At 58.2% G+C, this 16,168-nt stretch carries 16 protein-coding genes and 1 tRNA gene; 8 read left to right on the forward strand and 9 right to left on the reverse strand.

Annotation, left to right across the window (positions count from 1 at the left end):
- Window positions 1-3: 3 nt before the first annotated feature.
- Window positions 4-192: a hypothetical protein gene (locus tag ACP7BS_RS04225; protein WP_426236332.1), complete on the reverse strand. Its 189-nt coding sequence runs from the start codon at window positions 190-192 to the stop codon at window positions 4-6.
- A 198-nt stretch (window positions 193-390) separates the two neighbouring features.
- On the opposite strand from ACP7BS_RS04225, the gene ACP7BS_RS04230 reads away from it, so the two are divergent.
- The gene (locus ACP7BS_RS04230; RefSeq protein ID WP_426236333.1) at window positions 391-801 is read left to right on the forward strand and encodes a nuclear transport factor 2 family protein; all 411 of its coding nucleotides are present in this window, start codon (window positions 391-393) and stop codon (window positions 799-801) included.
- A 46-nt stretch (window positions 802-847) separates the two neighbouring features.
- On the opposite strand, the gene ACP7BS_RS04235 is transcribed toward ACP7BS_RS04230, so the two are convergent.
- The 3 genes from ACP7BS_RS04235 to ACP7BS_RS04245 all read right to left on the reverse strand — a co-directional run bounded on the left by ACP7BS_RS04235 (window position 848) and on the right by ACP7BS_RS04245 (window position 3,507).
- The gene (locus ACP7BS_RS04235) at window positions 848-1,438 is read right to left on the reverse strand and encodes a carboxymuconolactone decarboxylase family protein (RefSeq protein ID WP_426236488.1); all 591 of its coding nucleotides are present in this window, start codon (window positions 1,436-1,438) and stop codon (window positions 848-850) included.
- A gap of 108 nt (window positions 1,439-1,546) precedes the next feature.
- Window positions 1,547-2,527: an HAD family hydrolase gene (locus tag ACP7BS_RS04240; RefSeq protein ID WP_426236335.1), complete on the reverse strand. Its 981-nt coding sequence runs from the start codon at window positions 2,525-2,527 to the stop codon at window positions 1,547-1,549.
- Window positions 2,528-2,541: 14 nt separating this feature from the next.
- Complete coding sequence (locus ACP7BS_RS04245; RefSeq protein WP_426236337.1) at window positions 2,542-3,507, reverse strand: formylglycine-generating enzyme family protein; 966 nt, start codon at window positions 3,505-3,507, stop codon at window positions 2,542-2,544.
- Between the two features lie 310 nt (window positions 3,508-3,817).
- Between ACP7BS_RS04245 and ACP7BS_RS04250 the strand changes: the two genes are divergently transcribed.
- The 5 genes from ACP7BS_RS04250 (at window position 3,818) to ACP7BS_RS04270 (ending at window position 7,623) form a co-directional block, all read left to right on the forward strand.
- Entirely contained in the window at window positions 3,818-4,516 is a 699-nt protein-coding gene (locus ACP7BS_RS04250) for a L,D-transpeptidase (RefSeq protein ID WP_426236339.1), read from the forward strand.
- A 166-nt stretch (window positions 4,517-4,682) separates the two neighbouring features.
- On the forward strand, window positions 4,683-5,735 hold the full coding sequence (locus tag ACP7BS_RS04255) for a hypothetical protein (RefSeq protein ID WP_426228372.1): 1,053 nt from the start codon (window positions 4,683-4,685) through the stop codon (window positions 5,733-5,735).
- 176 nt (window positions 5,736-5,911) lie between these two features.
- A complete protein-coding gene (locus ACP7BS_RS04260) occupies window positions 5,912-6,823 on the forward strand; it encodes a DnaJ C-terminal domain-containing protein (protein ID WP_426228374.1) in 912 nt (303 codons plus the stop codon).
- 1 nt (window position 6,824) lies between these two features.
- Window positions 6,825-7,142 carry a chaperone modulator CbpM gene (locus ACP7BS_RS04265; protein ID WP_426228375.1) on the forward strand — a complete coding sequence of 106 codons (318 nt, stop codon included), beginning with the start codon at window positions 6,825-6,827 and terminating at the stop codon, window positions 7,140-7,142.
- 85 nt (window positions 7,143-7,227) lie between these two features.
- Window positions 7,228-7,623 carry a VOC family protein gene (locus ACP7BS_RS04270; protein ID WP_426236341.1) on the forward strand — a complete coding sequence of 132 codons (396 nt, stop codon included), beginning with the start codon at window positions 7,228-7,230 and terminating at the stop codon, window positions 7,621-7,623.
- A 1,039-nt stretch (window positions 7,624-8,662) separates the two neighbouring features.
- Here ACP7BS_RS04270 and ACP7BS_RS04275 read toward each other — a convergent pair.
- From ACP7BS_RS04275 to ACP7BS_RS04295, 5 genes are all read right to left on the reverse strand, one after another.
- A complete protein-coding gene (locus ACP7BS_RS04275; RefSeq protein ID WP_426236343.1) occupies window positions 8,663-9,286 on the reverse strand; it encodes a hypothetical protein in 624 nt (207 codons plus the stop codon).
- A gap of 264 nt (window positions 9,287-9,550) precedes the next feature.
- Window positions 9,551-13,363 carry a vitamin B12-dependent ribonucleotide reductase gene (locus ACP7BS_RS04280; protein ID WP_426236345.1) on the reverse strand — a complete coding sequence of 1,271 codons (3,813 nt, stop codon included), beginning with the start codon at window positions 13,361-13,363 and terminating at the stop codon, window positions 9,551-9,553.
- A gap of 639 nt (window positions 13,364-14,002) precedes the next feature.
- Window positions 14,003-14,593: a hypothetical protein gene (locus ACP7BS_RS04285; RefSeq protein ID WP_426236347.1), complete on the reverse strand. Its 591-nt coding sequence runs from the start codon at window positions 14,591-14,593 to the stop codon at window positions 14,003-14,005.
- 186 nt (window positions 14,594-14,779) lie between these two features.
- On the reverse strand, window positions 14,780-15,277 hold the full coding sequence (gene gpt, locus ACP7BS_RS04290) for a xanthine phosphoribosyltransferase (RefSeq protein WP_318411742.1): 498 nt from the start codon (window positions 15,275-15,277) through the stop codon (window positions 14,780-14,782).
- Window positions 15,278-15,318: 41 nt separating this feature from the next.
- A tRNA-Leu gene (locus ACP7BS_RS04295) sits at window positions 15,319-15,403 on the reverse strand.
- 206 nt (window positions 15,404-15,609) lie between these two features.
- Here ACP7BS_RS04295 and ACP7BS_RS04300 point away from each other — a divergent pair.
- Together ACP7BS_RS04300 and ACP7BS_RS04305 are read left to right on the forward strand one after the other, a co-directional pair.
- On the forward strand, window positions 15,610-15,852 hold the full coding sequence (locus ACP7BS_RS04300; RefSeq protein WP_426228389.1) for a hypothetical protein: 243 nt from the start codon (window positions 15,610-15,612) through the stop codon (window positions 15,850-15,852).
- A gap of 144 nt (window positions 15,853-15,996) precedes the next feature.
- A complete protein-coding gene (locus tag ACP7BS_RS04305) occupies window positions 15,997-16,146 on the forward strand; it encodes a hypothetical protein (protein ID WP_426236349.1) in 150 nt (49 codons plus the stop codon).
- Window positions 16,147-16,168 lie beyond the last annotated feature (22 nt).

The following is a 16,168-nucleotide window of genomic DNA, read 5'->3' on the forward strand; positions in this document are numbered from 1 at the left end:
GCCTCAGGCGACGACCAGGATCAGGGCGATACCGACAAGGGAGAGAACGATCGCCGCAGCGTTCAGCGCCGCCGTCAAGCGGGCGCGACGCTGCCTGCGGGAGCGCTTGTGCCCGGCTGGCTGGTGGGCGGAGCACCGGGTGTCAATGCTGCGTGCGGAAAGGATGGAGGCGTGAACGTGTAACATGGGCATCGGGGCAGTGACCTGTTTCGAATGCCTGGATGCTAGAGCTACCGCCCATTTGAAATCCATTCCGGGAAAACCGGAAAGAGATAAAGGTTTTATAGGAGAACGATTTTAGGCAGGCAGCCCTTCTGCCTTTGAAACTCTAGTACTTGCAGACCTTCTTAAATATGGCACACTTCTCTCAGCCAAAGGGGAGGGATGCAGATGACGGACAGAGAAACGCTCGAAGGCATTATCAACAAGCTCTACGAGGCACGTGCGGTCAACAACATCGATGCGTTGATGTCCCATACCGGACCCGGCTTCAGTTTCTGCCTCGTCGGCAGCGGCAAGCTGGCACCGATGGCACAGCGGGTCTGCGAACCGGCGGCGGTCGATACCGCCATGCGTGGGTTGGTTGCTGACTGGGACATGTCCCAAATCAAGACCACCCGCCTTTATGTCGATGGCGATACTGTTTTTGCGCATCGGGCAGGGTTGATCCGCTACAGGGGCGGCCGGGAAATTCACACGGAATATCTCGATCGTTTCACCTTCAAGGACGGCAAGATCATCGACCTGACCGAATTCGTCGATACATTGATGGTCGCCGAGACTACCGGTTTGGTTCAATAGGCAAGACGATCCTGAATGACCGGATTTTCTGTGAACGTGACCAAACTCAGGCTGTCCCATCGATCGGGCGACCGATAACCAACGCAGTCTTCAGGTCCGAATCCAGATTTTCATAGGCGCTGTCGGCCTGTACGCCGAGAGCATCAAGCGTCTTGGAAAAGAAGCAGCGCACGGCGGCGGCGGTGACGATATCGAAAATCTCCGCGTCAGAAAGGCCATGCTGCCTTAACTCATCGATATCAGCGGCCTCGATCGACGACGCTTCGTTAACGACCTTGGCGGCAAAGCGCATGATGGTGCGCTCGGTCTCGTCGATCACAGCCGTGCCGGGATCATCAACCATTTGGCGGAGTGTATCCGGGGTGAAAATGTCGCGCAAAAGAACGGAGCCGTGGGCGAGCAGGCAATAGGAGCTCTTCATCTCTTTCGCTGCCGCCATCGTCACCAGTTCGTAGCGGCGCAGGTCCATTCCGGCCTTGATGCTTGAAAGTAGAGCGCTCCAGTTTTCCATCACATCCGGCCGGTGGCCGAACGCTTTCACCATATTCGGCACATAACCGTAGCTGGCTTCCGCATCAGCGTACAATTTCGCAGTCTGCTCACTTACTGATGCGTCGGGCGTGTCGATGAAGGGCATTGTGAAGCTCCCTGCGCAAGAAACAGCATGATGGTGGGCCGGCAATCCGCAGCAAGCCGGGTGCTGCTGTTCACCTGTCTTGTCTTTTTTTGGCGTCTTGAGCGCCAATCACGGTGTTTCGAACGCGTAGATTTTCTTCCAGTCGTTCTTCATGTCGACGAGCAGCCACTTGCGTTGTGCTGCCTCGTCCATGGCCTTGTCGAGTTTTCCAAAGTGTGATTCGCGGTCGTAGGCATATTCGCGCACGGCATCGGTGTGGTGCACGATCAATCCAAAGCTTTTTGGTTTTCCACCGGTCACCCAACGCAGCATCTCGTAATCGCCATCGGAATTTCCAGCCACGAAGATCGGGCGGCGACCGATGAACTTGTTGATGCCGACGGGTTTGCCCGGACCATCATCGACGAAATCGATCTTCGGCAGGCGATTGAGAACAGGCTCGCCGTCTACAAGCGCATATTCGGTGGCGATGCTACTGCCAATGACCTGCTCGGGGGGGATGCCATACGCCTGCTCGGTAACCGGCCGCATGAACTCGATGCCACCACCAGAGACGATATAGGTCTGGAAGCCGTTGGCCCTCAGATAATCGAGCAATTCGCGCATCGGCAGGAACGTCATTTCGTTATAGGGCTTGCCGGTTTTGGGGTGTTTGGAGGCCGAAAACCAGTCGGAGACGATCTTGGCGAATGCGTCGGTGGTCATGCCTGCGTGGGTGGCCATTCCGAGCTCGACGACACCCTTTTCGCCGCTCGCTGCCATGCCCTTCAGGTCGCCGGCCAGGATGGATTTGAACGGCTCATTCTCCTTCCATTCCGGATGATCGGGCGCGAGCGCCTTCACCCGGTCGAGCATGAAGCCGAGCTGGAAATAGAATGGCTGCTCCGACCAGAGCGTGCCGTCATTGTCGAAGACGGCGATGCGATCTTCCGGCTTGACGAAATCGGCATTCTTCTCGTCGGTGACCTTGGAGACGAAATCGACTATCGCCTGTTTCGACGCGCCGTCGTTCCACGACGGCAGATCATCAGCAAGTGCTGCCAGAGGCAACAGAAGCACGACTAGGAATACCCGAACAAAATTCAGCATGGATCTCTCCCGGATCAGTTTGCAGGTCTTTTCACGCAGCGAAAACCGACATGGCTGGTGGACGTATCCTCCGGCTCCGCATGGCGGGCGGCAGGGCGGTAACGGCGGCAATAGTTCGGCGCGCAGAGATGCGATCCGCCCTTCAGGACCCGCCGTGGAATGCGGATATCAGGCACATTCGGATCGTAGCTCGCATCGACGGTCCCGCCGCGCGGGTTCTGCGGAATGCAGCAGGATTTGGCGGCCGGTTCCGGATGACGTGTCGTCCAATAGTCGGTCGTCCACTCCCAGACATTGCCGATCATGTCATAGGCGCCGTGACCGTTTGCGGCGAAGGATTTGACCGGCGTCGTCCGGTCCTTGCCTGCGGGTTTGGTGCTATGGGTCGGAAAGGTGCCGGCCCAGGTGTTTGCCATGACGACCCCTCCGGGGGTCAGCTCATCGCCCCAGGCGAATTCGACATCGTCAAGACCACCGCGCGCGGCCAGTTCCCACTCGGCTTCCGTCGGAAGATCGAAGCCCGCCCATTCGGCATAGGCCTTCGCATCGCAGAGCGCCACATGCACGACGGGATGGTCGAGCTTGCCGCGCAGGTCGCTCAAGCCACCATAGGGGCGCCGCCAGTTGGCGCCGAACTTGAAAGCCCACCACTGGCTGATATCCGGTCCGTTGACCGATTTGGGTGGCGTGAAGACGAGCGAGCCGGCTCTCAGCATCTCCGGCAGAGCACCGGGATAATCCTTGGGATCCGGTGCCTTTTCGGCGAAGGTCAGATAGCCCGTGGCTTTTACGAATGCCATGAACTGCCGGTTGGTCACGGGCGTCGCTTCAATCCAGAAACCATCGACTTTCACAGGGTGAGGGGGAGCCTCCTCGGGATAGTGTTTGTCGGATCCCATCGTGAAGGTGCGGCCCGGTATCCAGAGCATCTCGCTCAGCGCCAATGAACTGTTTTTTCCGCTATCCAACGCCAAAGCCATGGCAGTCTCCGAATTTCGATGCCGCAACATCGCAACGGCGATGTACATCCGGAAGTACGTTACAGTAACAACGCCTCCCGGGCAGCTGCGTCTTTCACGCAACGACACATCACGATGTGGTGACCGGGCGGGAAACTTGACGCCAGAACCGCAACGTCCCGTTGGAAAGGGCTGCGATTGGCTGCATAAGAGCTTTGATCCGATTCCTGCGGAGTGAAGACGCGTGGCGCATTGCTTGATTGGCGAGCATGCCGGCTGCTTCGTCCAGATAGGCCGGACATTATTGCCGACTAGCGAATTGATGGGGCTCATGACGACCGATCACAGTTTTTCCCGCCGCGGTTTTCTCGGCGTTCTTGCGGCAGGCACGCTTGCCGGATGTTCCACCACGATGCCGGGCGGAAGCAATGCTCCGACGCCCGGGCGGCTCAGCCGGCCGATCGGCCCACCGTCGGATGCCGAGTTGCAGGTGATGTACGGCCCTGTCGAGGACGGCGGCTATCTGATCCCGGCCATTCCATACCAGCAGATCGATCCGCAATTCTACCGCCAGCGCGTCGCCGATCGCACCGGCGAAGCGCCGGGTACCGTCGTCGTCGATACGCCATCGCGCTTGCTCTACGTCATCGAGCCCGGTGGCACGGCGATGCGGTACGGTGTCGGCATCGGCCGCGAGGGTTTTGCCTGGCAGGGCGACGGCGTCATCCACTGGCGCCAGGCCTGGCCGCGCTGGAAGCCACCGAACGAAATGGTGGCGCGCACGCCGAGCCTTGCCAAATATTCGATCGCCAATGGCGGCATGGAGCCGGGCCTGAAAAATCCGCTCGGTGCCCGGGCGCTCTACATCTTCCAGAACGGCGAAGACACGCTCTACCGGCTGCACGGCAATCCGGAATGGAAGTCGATCGGCAAGGCAGTCTCGTCCGGCTGCGTGCGGCTGATGAACCAGGACGTGATCGATCTCTACCAGCGCGTTCCTGCAAAGGCGAAGATCGTCGTCTGGCAATAAGACTTTGAGAGGCCGGCGCAACCGCGCCTGCCTCCCGCAAGCTGCGGGGCAGATATTAACCGGACGCTAACCGCGATGACCGATTCTTCGATGGTCGGGCGCATTATTGCTCCGATTTGACACGTCCGACAAAACTTTGGCACGATTTCCAGCGATAGACGCTTTCATGAATTCTCTGCTTGCTCTTTATCGCGCCTCGACGCGCGTCAGTTCCGCCCGCACGGTCGTGTCGCGGACGTTGGCAGCACTTGCCCTTGGCGTGGCGCTGTCGGGCTGCATGGCGCTCGACGACCTCTCCGAGGCACCGCCGAAACTGTCCGGCAAGATGATCGCGGAAATGTCGAAGAAGGGCATGAAGCCGGAAAGCCCGGTTCTGGTGCGCATTTTCAAGCAGGAAAGCGAGCTGGAAGTCTGGAAGGTCAACAAGACGGGTGCCTATGCGCTGTTGAAGACCTACCCGATCTGCCGCTGGTCCGGGGAGCTCGGCCCAAAGACGAAGGTTGGCGACCGCCACGCGCCGGAAGGGTTTTATCACGTCTCCGCAGGCATGCTGAACCCGAACTCGCAGTTCTACGTTTCCTTCAATCTCGGCTATCCCAACCGGCTGGAATCGGCGCTCGGTTATACCGGCGAGGCGCTGATGGTGCACGGCGCCTGCTCGTCATCCGGCTGTTATGCGATGACTGACCAAGGCGTCGGCGAAATCTATGCAATAGTCCAGAAAGCACTGGCGGGCGGCCAGGAAAAATTCCAGGTCCAGGCCTATCCTTTCCGCATGACGGCGCAGAATATGGCCGGCCATCGCGGCGATCCGAACATGTCGTTCTGGCGCACGATGAAGGAAGGCTACGATGCCTTTGAAGTAACGCGCCGGCAGCCGAAGGTCTCGGTGTGCGAACGCCGTTATGTTTTCAACAAGGAATTCGAGGGCGGCGAGCCGACCGATCCGCTGGCGGCCTGCCCGCCGGTTGTCAATCAGATCGAGCCGCAGGCGATGGCCAGGATAGAGGCGGAAGACCGCAAGCTGGACACGGCGATTACCGGGTCCGTTCCCGCCAGCTCGACACTCAGCGCCTATTCGGATGGCGGCATGCATCCGAGTTTTCGGGCGCTGTTGAAGGCGCAGGGGCCGAAGAAGCTGGCCGCCAGCATTTCCGGCACACAATATCCGATCAGCCGCCCAGATGCTGCCCTGGCCGATCCTTTTGACGGGCGGTAGCATCACCGATCAGTGACGCGACGGATGGTGCGCGCGCTGCCGGCTGTGGTTTATCCTCGCCATGCCGCTCCGTTCTGCTATTCCACTCCCAGTACCATCCGGCGCGTTGCAAACGCTTGCTCTCGCCCGCAGATGGCCTATCTTCACAGTCACGACAATGCTTCGGCAGGAGCCACATGGCCAACGATCCCTACAAAACCCTCGGCGTGGCGAAAACCGCGACGCAAAAGGAAATCCAGAGCGCCTATCGCAAGCTTGCCAAAAAGCTGCATCCTGACCTCAATCCGGGCGACAAAGGCGCCGAGGACCGTTTCAAGACGGTCTCCGAGGCCTATTCGGTGCTGGGCGACGAGGACAAGCGGGCCCGTTTCGACAAGGGTGAGATCGACGGCGCCGGAACCGAACAGGCGCCGCGAAACTATTACCGCGAATATGCAGGCGCTCCGGGCACCGACGCGCGCTACCAGAACAGCAGCGGATTTTCCGACTTCACCAGTACGGACGATATTTTCTCCAGCTTCTTTTCACGGCGGGACCGGAGCCAGATGCGCGCCAAGGGCAGGGATTTGCAGTTCTCGATGGAAGTGGACTTCCTCGATGCCGTCAATGGCTCGAAAGAGAAGATTACGTTGCCGGACGGAAGCGTGCTCGACCTGCAGGTGCCGCCCGGTACCCAGCAGGGCCAGACGCTGCGGCTGCGCGGCAAGGGCGACCCCGGCTCCGGCGGCGGCCCGGCCGGCGATGCGCTGATCGAAATCCACGTCCGGTCCCATCCCATCTTCACCCGTGACGGCGACGATATCCGCATCGACATGCCGATTTCTTTGCGTGAAGCCATTCTTGGCGGCAAGGTCAATGTCCCGACGGTATCCGGCAGCGTCATGCTCACTCTGCCGCCGCATTCCAATACCGGCAAGACGCTGCGGCTGAAGGGCAAGGGCGTTGCCAAGCGCGGCGGCGGCAACGGCGACCAGTACATCACCCTCAAGATCATGCTGCCGGACGCCGCCGATCCGGAACTGACGGCCTTCGCCACCAACTGGGCGGCCGGCCAAGCCCATAATCCTCGCAGGGCCTGGGGAGATTGACATGGACCATCTGGAGTTTTGCGAGCGTCTCAGCATCGTTTCCTCCACGCTGACGATATGGATCGACCGGCAATGGATCATTCCGGAATTGAGCGAACAGGATGAAACGTTTCACGACGCGGATCTCGCGCGCGGGCTTTTGATCCTCGATCTCTCAGAGAGCATGGGTGTCAACCAGGATGGTATTGACGTGATCATGGCGCTTGTCGATCAGGTGCACGGCCTGCGCGCCAAGTTGTCCGCACTGACGAATGCGATCCGGGAACAGGATGGCGATGTTGCCGAGCGCGTGGTGAAAAAACTCGAGGGCATACGATAGCGGGTGAGGGCATCCGTTACATTTGGGGCGTGGCTGCCGCCGGAGTGGCTTTGCGCCGGCACCGGCATGACGGGAGGATTTTTCAATGCGGCATATCTATAGCCTCGACCATTTCGCGCTTCTGGTCCGCGACCTCGATCGCAGCGTCGCCTTCTACACCGATATCCTCGGCTTCACCCCGATCGAGCGAACCGGCAGCGGCAACGTTGCGTGGCTCGATATCGGCGGCGGCGACGCCATCCATCTGATCCAGGGCGAGTTTGGCGCGACTCATCTCACCAAGGACACGCATGTGGCGGTCTCCACCGCCGATTTTGATGCGCTGGTCGCGGACCTCAACGCCGGCGGCATCCCCTTTACGGACTGGCCCGGTAATCCCGGCCGGATCGGCGTCCATCGCAACGGTTTCCGCCAGATCTACGTGCAGGACCCGGATGGCTACTGGATCGAGATCAACGACCACCGGCCGCCGGCTGTCTGACGGGCGGCCGGGCATGCTGGTGCGTTCACGCGGCGGATTTCGCCCGTGGCTGTCAAAGAGCAAGTCGGACGGGGCGCTCGCAAGAGCCTCGTTTTGTAGTGGGAAAGTGGCTCTCGCCAGCGCCCCGTTCGGCGGTTTCTGCCCGCAAACTTGTTCCGCTACGGCCTTCCGGCCCTCAGTGCATCGCACGCCCGCAGCAGCTTCAGCCTGCGGAGGGGAACTGTCTTGCGAACCCCTGATATGAGGACTTCCGTCTTTTCCTCACACCCGGCGCCGGTCCCGCCTCGCTGCCACGGCTGGCAGTGTATCCGTGGCGGAACGGAAGAAGTATGGCACGGGTTTTGGGGGCGGGGATTTTGAGGGTGGGATCGGGAGCTCCTCAGCAGCAAAATTGAACACTTAGCCTTGGGCTAAGGTGTTGATTTTGTTTCTTCTCCCGCAAGGGGAGAGGGAGGGGTGGTGCGTCCCGGCTGCGATGGTGCGTCCCCGCTTTAGTTCATGATGTGCGCACTTCCTCTCCTCCGTCAGTCCTGTGCTCGTCACAGGAATCCAGCCACGGCGCGTCTGCGCCTTGAGAGAACTCTCCTGCTCGCATTGACGAAAGAGTCTTGCGCGCCGTAGACACGGCGCGCTGGATTCCTGTGACGAGCACAGGAATGACGGAGGGTGGGGCACGTGCCGCGATTTTACCTCTCCCCTTGCGGGAGAGGACACAAAATCAACATCTTAGCCGAAGGCTAAGTGTTAGATTTTGCTGGTGAGGGGATCGTTCCTTGCGTCCATACCTACCCCCTCTCCTGCAATTTCTAGCAATTAGCTGAAGCTAAGATGCTGAAATTGCTTTCTCCCCCGCCGAGGGGGAGAAAGATTCGCGTCTGCCGTTCTTGCAGGGTGTACCTCGTTAAGAAAACCCTTCGCTTCTTGAACCTTTTACCTCACACTCTGGATTGATACATGGAGGGCGTGAAGACGAGGCGCCGCAGTTGCAAGGCGATCAGGAAGAAGATTGCCAACCGGGAACTTCCTTGCGCAACCTCGTTTACTTTTGCAATGAAAATGAGAAATGAGGGAAAGGATTACGGAGTTCGTCCGCGACAGGGCGTATGTCGGATATAGATAAGCTATTGTCGAGTTTTTCGACAATTTCGGAGTGTTCAGGATCGTCGAATATGAAAGTAGATATCAACAAGTTTTCATGTAGCAAAAATTGAAAAACCGCCGATTTGCAATTCTCCACCGCCCCATACCTATAAGAAAATTGTCGTTCAACGCTCCATGAGCCCTGTTTTATCGAATTCAGATCACCTAAAAAATTTAATTGTGTTGGTAAAGTATTTTCAGCGGCGTTTGCTGATGTATGCACGTAGACTACAATTTTCGCGTTTTCGGAGGCTATTCTCCCCGATGTCATATAATATGTCGCAACTGTAATTTTTAATCCAAACAGATTTATATGTTCTCTTTGCTTCGGGCCGAGAGAAACTAATACGACTTTTTCACCGTATGTAGTCTTTAGTTTCTTTTCCTTGCGTCGATTACCAAAGCGGCCATTAATAATTTCGTTATACGTCTCTGGGCAGTAATTGAGAATAGCCTTCGCGGACTTCCTAAAATCCACGTCATATTCTTCTGATAAATTGTTGAAAGAGGCAAATTTCGCCAAGAACGATACGACAGTATCTGTTTTCCTCGATGCACGGTTGCATGGAGTACATGTGGGAAATTCAAATCCGGCCGGACGATGCTTGTTCAAAAACATTATTCGAGGAGGTATATGCTCCACTTCCTCACTTCTAGAATGTCCACCGCAAAAGCAACACGTCGGATGTTTGGAAAAGAACCTAATTCGAAAATTGCTTGCTTCACCCATTGATCACCAAAGGACGTAAGCCAGTCCAAAAAATTTGGACTGGCTTCACATTGACTATCAGCTGCACCCACTCGTCGCGCCACAAGTGTCGCACTTCTCGCACGTACCATTCCGCACCATCGTAAAATTCTGGCACTCGCTGCACATGTTGCCCGTATAGCCTTGCGCGATCGAGCGGATGCGGCGGGCGGCTTCGAGTTTTTTGGCGTCCGACTTGGCGGCTGCGGCTTCGGCGGCGGCCTTGTCGGAGAACAGGGCGGTGACGTCCGGTTCGGTGCTGGCGTCCTCTGTGATCTCTTCGGTGAGTTCGACGGCGCGCTCCTCGTAATCGCGCTTGAAGGCGACGATTTCGGAGGTGGAGATCGCGACGGCGGCGACCGTTTCGAGCTTGCGGGCGGCACTGCCGGAAAACGCGGTAACCGTTCCGCCCGACGATGCCTTTGCAGGAGCGGCGGTCGCAGCCCCCTTCGGCTCGCCGGAGGTGCGGTCGATCTGGCCGCCCTGGATCAGCGTCGGCTTGTGGCCGCGGGTCCAGCCGGTGGAGAGCAGGTTGGTCTTGCCTTCCTGGATGCCCTTGCCGAGCGCCGTGTTGGAGAAATCCGACGTATCGACATGCGCCAGGTCATGGCGGTTGAGGTAGGAGACGGCGAGTTCGCGGAACACGTAGTCGAGGATCGACGTGGCGTTCTTGATCGCGTCATTGCCCTGCACCATGCCGGCCGGCTCGAACTTGGTGAAGGTGAAGGCCTCGACGTATTCTTCGAGCGGCACACCGTATTGCAGGCCAAGCGAGATGGCGATGGCGAAATTGTTCATCATCGCCCGGAAGGCAGCGCCTTCCTTGTGCATGTCGATGAAGATCTCGCCGATACGGCCATCGCCGAATTCGCCGGTGCGCAGATAGACCTTGTGGCCGCCGACGATCGCCTTCTGGGTATAGCCCTGGCGGCGGTTCGGCAGCTTTTCACGCTCGCGGGTGACCCGCTCGATGACGCGTTCGATGATCTTTTCGGTGACCGTGACGGCCTGGGCGGCGGCGGGCGCTGCCAGGAAATCCTCCATCGCATCCTCGTCCTCATCGTCCTCGATCAGTGAGGCGTTGAGCGGCTGGGAGAGTTTCGAGCCATCGCGGTAGAGAGCGTTGGCCTTCAGCGCCAGCTTCCAGGAGAGCATATAGGCGGCCTTGCAATCCTCGACCGTCGCCTCGTTCGGCATGTTGATGGTTTTGGAAATCGCCCCCGAGATGAACGGTTGGGCAGCCGCCATCATGCGGATATGGCTTTCGACCGAGAGATAGCGCTTGCCGATCTTGCCGCAGGGATTGGCGCAATCGAACACGGGCAGGTGTTCGTTCTTCAGGAACGGCGCGCCTTCCAGTGTCATCGCACCGCAGACATGCACGTTGGCCGCTTCGATATCCTTCCTGGAGAAGCCGATATGCTCGAGCAGGTTGAAGCTCATGTCGGCGAGCTGCTCGTCGGACACCTTCAGCGTGCCCTTGAGGAAATCGACGCCGAGCGTCCACTGGTTGAAGACGAACTTGATGTCGAAGGCAGCCTTGGTGGCGCCGTTGATCGCCGCGATCTTGTCGTCGGTAAAGCCTTTTGCCTTCAGCGAGCCGGGATTGACCGCCGGAGCCTGGTTGATATTGCCGTGACCGACGGCATAGGCCTCGATCTCGGCGATCTGGCTTTCCGAATAGCCGAGCGTGCGCAGTGCTTCCGGAACGGCGCGGTTGATGATCTTGAAGTAACCGCCGCCGGCAAGCTTCTTGAATTTCACCAGCGCGAAATCGGGCTCGATGCCGGTCGTGTCGCAGTCCATGACCAGGCCGATCGTGCCTGTCGGTGCAATGACCGAGACCTGGGCATTGCGGTAGCCGTGCTTTTCGCCCAACGTCAATGCCTTGTCCCAGGCATCCTTGGCGTGAACGATCAGGTCCTGATCCGGGCATTCGCCGTGGATCAGCGCCACCGGATCGACCGACAGGCCTTCATAGCCTTGCGTTTCGCCATACGCGGCGCGGCGGTGGTTGCGGATGACGCGCAGCATCGATTCGCGGTTCGGCTTGAAGCCCGGGAACGGGCCGAGCTTGGCGGCGATTTCGGCCGAGGTGGCATAGGAGACGCCGGTCATGATGGCGGTCAGCGCACCGGCAATGGCGCGGCCTTCGGTCGAATCGTAGGGGATGCCGGAGGACATCAGCAGGCCGCCGATATTGGCGTAGCCGAGACCCAGCGTGCGGTACTCATAGGAGCGCTCAGCGATTTCCTTGGACGGGAACTGCGCCATCATGACAGAGATTTCGAGAACCAGCGTCCACAGGCGCACGGCATGCTCGTAATCGGCAATGTCGATGTTCTTGGTGGCGGCATCCTTGAACTGAAGCAGGTTCAGCGAGGCAAGGTTGCAGGCGGTGTCGTCGAGGAACATGTATTCCGAACAGGGGTTGGATGCACGGATCTGTCCTGCGGCCGGCGAGGTGTGCCAGTCGTTCATGGTCGTGTTGAAATGCAGGCCCGGATCAGCCGATGCCCAGGCGGCGTGGGAAATCTGTTCCCAGAGGTCGCGGGCCTTCAGCGTCTTCATCACCTTGCCGTCCTTGCGGGCGGTGAGGTTCCAGTTTCCATCCGCTTCCACCGCGCGCAAAAAGTCGTCCTTGAGGGAGACGGAATTGTTGGAGTTCTGGCCCGACACGGTGAGATAGGCTTCCGAATCCCAATCGGTGTCATAGGTCTTGAACTCGATATCCTTGTAGCCCTGCTTGGCGAACTGGATAACGCGCTTGACGTAGTTTTCCGGAACCTGGCTCTGCTTGGCAGCCTTGATTTCGCGCTTGAGGGCAGGGTTTTCCTTGGGATCGTAACAGGCGTCGTTCTCGGCCGAGCAATTGATGCAGGCCTTCATGATCGCCTTCAGGTGCTTGGCAACGATCTTCGAACCGGTGACGAGGGCTGCGACCTTCTGCTCTTCCTTGACCTTCCAGTTGATGTAATCCTCGATATCCGGGTGATCGATATCGACGACGACCATCTTGGCGGCACGGCGCGTGGTGCCGCCCGACTTGATGGCGCCGGCGGCGCGGTCGCCGATCTTCAGGAACGACATCAGGCCCGACGACTTGCCGCCGCCCGACAGGCGCTCGCCTTCGCCGCGCAGGTAGGAGAAATTGGAACCGGTGCCGGAGCCATATTTGAACAGACGGGCTTCACGCACCCACAGGTCCATGATGCCGCCTTCGTTGACGAGATCGTCGCCGACCGACTGGATGAAACAGGCGTGCGGCTGCGGGTGCTCATAGGAAGACTTGGACTTCACCAGCTTGTTGGTGAAGGGGTCGACATAAAAATGGCCCTGGCCGGGGCCGTCGATACCATAGGCCCAGTGCAGGCCGGTGTTGAACCACTGTGGCGAATTCGGTGCGACGCGCTGGGTGGCCAGCATGTAGGCGAGCTCGTCGCGGAAGGCGAGGGCGGATTCTTCGGAAGCGAAGTAATTGCCCTTCCAGCCCCAATATGTCCACGTACCGGCCAGGCGATCGAAAACCTGGCGAGCATCGGTTTCGGAACCGTAATGCTCTTCCTTCGGCAGATCCTTCATGGCGGCAAGGTCGGCTTCCGAGCGCCACAGCCAGGACGGAACGGAATTTTCCTCGACCTTCTTCAGGCGCGCGGGAACGCCGGCCTTGCGGAAATATTTTTGGGCGAGAATGTCGGCCGCGACTTGGCTAAACTGCGCGGGAACATCGATATCCGCGAGACGGAACACGATAGAGCCATCGGGATTCTTGATCTCGCTGATGGCCTTGCGGAACTCAATTTCAGCATAGGCCGATTGGCCTGGCTTGGTGAAACGACGTTCGATCTGCATCTGTCCCTTGTCCTTTGTTTGCCGCATGCCCGAACCACTTCAAAGGCTCAGGGCACAGCTGTTCGCTTCCGGCTGCGCGGGTGGTGCGCAGCCAGTTCCGTTTTCCGCTCTGATGGGAAACCCGTTCCGGGCAACCCTGTATCTTGTGCTGATTTTGGCTGCAAACACTAAATATAGTATCAACAACTTCCTAACGCCAGCGATTTGTGACGTGTTTGGCGCCTGGGGAAATCACAAAAAATAACCGTCACGACCGGTGGATCATCCACCGGACAGTTTTGAAGACACAGACGATTTCCTCTGAAATGAACCGGCCTCGTTACTTTCCGGTCCCGCCGCCGCCGCAACGTAGAAACCATTAACGGCATTCGACCCGAGTCCGTCAAGGGCTGGTTTGTGTCGTAATTGCGAACACCAGATGTTGTGTGTGTGACCTGTGGAAAACGGGGACAGCGGGCATATCCAGCAAAATCAGACGCTTCGCCGGGTTCCCTCCAGCGTTGTCCGCCATGGCAGGCAATTTTGCAAAATTTTGCGGGTGAGAAACCACACTATATTTACCATGGTACCCAGCGGTCATAGCCAAACCCAGTAAAATATGGGCTTGGCGAACTGATTCGAAAAAGTCGCGCCGCCAGCCTAGAGGGCGTCGAGATTGATACCGATAGTGATGGCACCGATCGGCCGTCCGGTCTTCGGATCGGAGATCGTCAAGCTGGCCTGCGATTGCAGCATCTGCGTCGATTCATCTTTCTCCGCCGCATCGACGAAGAGGGTCGAGGCTCCGGCAAGATAGGTTTTTTGCCACTTCAGTTCGTCGCCTTGCCAATAGTCGGAACTGATCTCGCTTTCGCCAACGGCTAGCCCCTTGGCGTCGATGACGAAAATTTCGGTAATGACGCCACCCGAGGCGATCTGCTTCTCCTTGAGAAACATCGACAACGGATTACCGACGACCGTATCGATCAGCGGATGAACGTTGCTCGAAAATTCTGCGCGCCACGTGGCGTCGAGATCGTCCATGGCGGCCTGGGTGAGGGCGGCGTGAAGCCCATTCTGGGTGTTCAGCGCTTCAATGATGGCCGGGTTTTCGATCCACGCGCGGATATTCGCCTCGACATAGGCCGTAACCGGCTCGACATGAGCATCGCCTGCCTTCGACGGCGCGAACTGCATCAGAAAGAGCGCCGCGCCGCCTGCAGCGAGAAAGAACATCCTGCCCCCGATCATCCGTCCTCCCCATGCGGTCATGCGATCCGTTGAGAAAGCCTTGGGGCATTCCGTCTGGGCGCCTGATTCCGCAGCGATTGCGCCGCGAAATATGGTTCAATCTAGCAGAACAGTTCGTTGTTCAAACAGGAATATTCAACACGTCTTGTATGCGCGCGGCTGTGCCCGCTTCATCAAAATGCTGAGTTAGCCGCGCGATCCCTTGGCGATCGGCTCCTGATAGGTGAGGCCCATATCCCAGGGGAAATAGATCCAGGTATCCTGACTGACTTCGGTGACGAAGGTATCGACCTGCGGCCGGCCCTTCGGCTTGGCGTAAACCGCCGCGAAATGGGCCTTGGGCAGCATGGCGCGCACCACTGCTGCGGTCTTGCCGGTGTCAGTGAGGTCGTCGATGATCAGAACGCCTTCGCCGCCATCAGCCTTCAATTCCTCCGAAATGCCCTTGAGTACGTACATCTGCCCCTGCGCATCATAGTCATGATAAGAGGCGACGCAGACGGTCTCGATCAGCCGGATGTTCAACTCGCGGCAGACGATCGCCGCCGGAACGAGGCCGCCACGGGTGATACAGACGATCGCCTTCCATTCGCCGCCATTGTCGGCAAGGCGCCAGGCAAGCGCACGCGCGTCACGATGAAACTGGTCCCAGGAAACGGGAAATGCTTTTTCAGGAAGTGACATGTGCTGAAGCTCCAGTTGATCGAGGCATCCGGTTTCGGGAGTGGTGCGGACGACGGGGGTCGAACCCGTACAGATCTCTCCGAGAGATTTTAAGTCTCTTGCGTCTACCAGTTTCGCCACGTCCGCTTGCTTTCCCTTTCAAACACTCGGGCTTTAAGGTCAATAGGCAGTTTTTCAAAACACGATCCGGACGACGAATTTGGCCGAGGTTGAGCAAAAATAGTCGATTTCTAAAAACCCCTCAAACCACAGGGTTATGCCAAACCGGCTGCAGACCTATATTAGGATGTGAATCAAAGCTGGGGCGTGATCGCATGTTGCAAGAAATCCCATTGACGTGGAAACCGATCCGCAACCGCTCGTTTGCCGGTATGCTTGGCCAGCAGGAACTCGCCTATGTCCTGCAGCATGACGGTCAGACGAGTTGGAAATGGATGGTGTCGGGTTGCAACGGTACCATACGATACGATTTTCGATCGGCCGATACGCTGGATGATGCCAAAGCCGCGGTGCAGGCCAGTGTCGAGGAATGGTTCAGGCGGGCGGGCCTGCTGAACAAGGCCGCACCGATATAGGTGGCTTCTGCAGGATTGGCGGTTACATAGCGTGCATTGTCCAAAAAATCAACTGACGATAATTATAAGCAAAAACTTATAGTTGAATTACAACAATTGAATATTACTATGGATGCTGCAATCGTTGAAAAGGTGAGGCTTCCGATGTCGGACAAAACGCATGTCACGGATCTTCTACAGGCTGCAAAATTGCTGGCCGACGCTGAACAGAATGTGATGCTGAGCTATCTGATCTGCATGGCGCTTCTTGAGGCCCGGCAGCTCCCGAAGGAAAGAGCCGCGAAGGCGGCTTAAGGACAAGCCTCAGCAATGGGCC

Origin of the sequence: Pararhizobium sp. DWP1-1-3 (assembly GCF_049896125.1) — a bacterium.
GTDB lineage: Bacteria > Pseudomonadota > Alphaproteobacteria > Rhizobiales > Rhizobiaceae > Pararhizobium.

Coding starts and splice junctions, on each gene's coding strand:
- ACP7BS_RS04255 (WP_426228372.1), top strand. CDS start 4,683: ATGAATTCTCTGCTTGCTCTTTATCGCGCCTCGACGCGCGTCAGTTCC.
- ACP7BS_RS04240 (WP_426236335.1), bottom strand. CDS start 2,527: ATGCTGAATTTTGTTCGGGTATTCCTAGTCGTGCTTCTGTTGCCTCTG.
- ACP7BS_RS04270 (WP_426236341.1), top strand. CDS start 7,228: ATGCGGCATATCTATAGCCTCGACCATTTCGCGCTTCTGGTCCGCGAC.
- ACP7BS_RS04235 (WP_426236488.1), bottom strand. CDS start 1,438: ATGCCCTTCATCGACACGCCCGACGCATCAGTAAGTGAGCAGACTGCG.
- ACP7BS_RS04260 (WP_426228374.1), top strand. CDS start 5,912: ATGGCCAACGATCCCTACAAAACCCTCGGCGTGGCGAAAACCGCGACG.
- ACP7BS_RS04250 (WP_426236339.1), top strand. CDS start 3,818: ATGACGACCGATCACAGTTTTTCCCGCCGCGGTTTTCTCGGCGTTCTT.
- ACP7BS_RS04265 (WP_426228375.1), top strand. CDS start 6,825: ATGGACCATCTGGAGTTTTGCGAGCGTCTCAGCATCGTTTCCTCCACG.
- ACP7BS_RS04225 (WP_426236332.1), bottom strand. CDS start 192: ATGCCCATGTTACACGTTCACGCCTCCATCCTTTCCGCACGCAGCATT.
- ACP7BS_RS04230 (WP_426236333.1), top strand. CDS start 391: ATGACGGACAGAGAAACGCTCGAAGGCATTATCAACAAGCTCTACGAG.
- gpt (WP_318411742.1), bottom strand. CDS start 15,277: ATGTCACTTCCTGAAAAAGCATTTCCCGTTTCCTGGGACCAGTTTCAT.
- ACP7BS_RS04280 (WP_426236345.1), bottom strand. CDS start 13,363: ATGCAGATCGAACGTCGTTTCACCAAGCCAGGCCAATCGGCCTATGCT.
- ACP7BS_RS04305 (WP_426236349.1), top strand. CDS start 15,997: ATGTCGGACAAAACGCATGTCACGGATCTTCTACAGGCTGCAAAATTG.
- ACP7BS_RS04245 (WP_426236337.1), bottom strand. CDS start 3,507: ATGGCTTTGGCGTTGGATAGCGGAAAAAACAGTTCATTGGCGCTGAGC.
- ACP7BS_RS04285 (WP_426236347.1), bottom strand. CDS start 14,593: ATGATCGGGGGCAGGATGTTCTTTCTCGCTGCAGGCGGCGCGGCGCTC.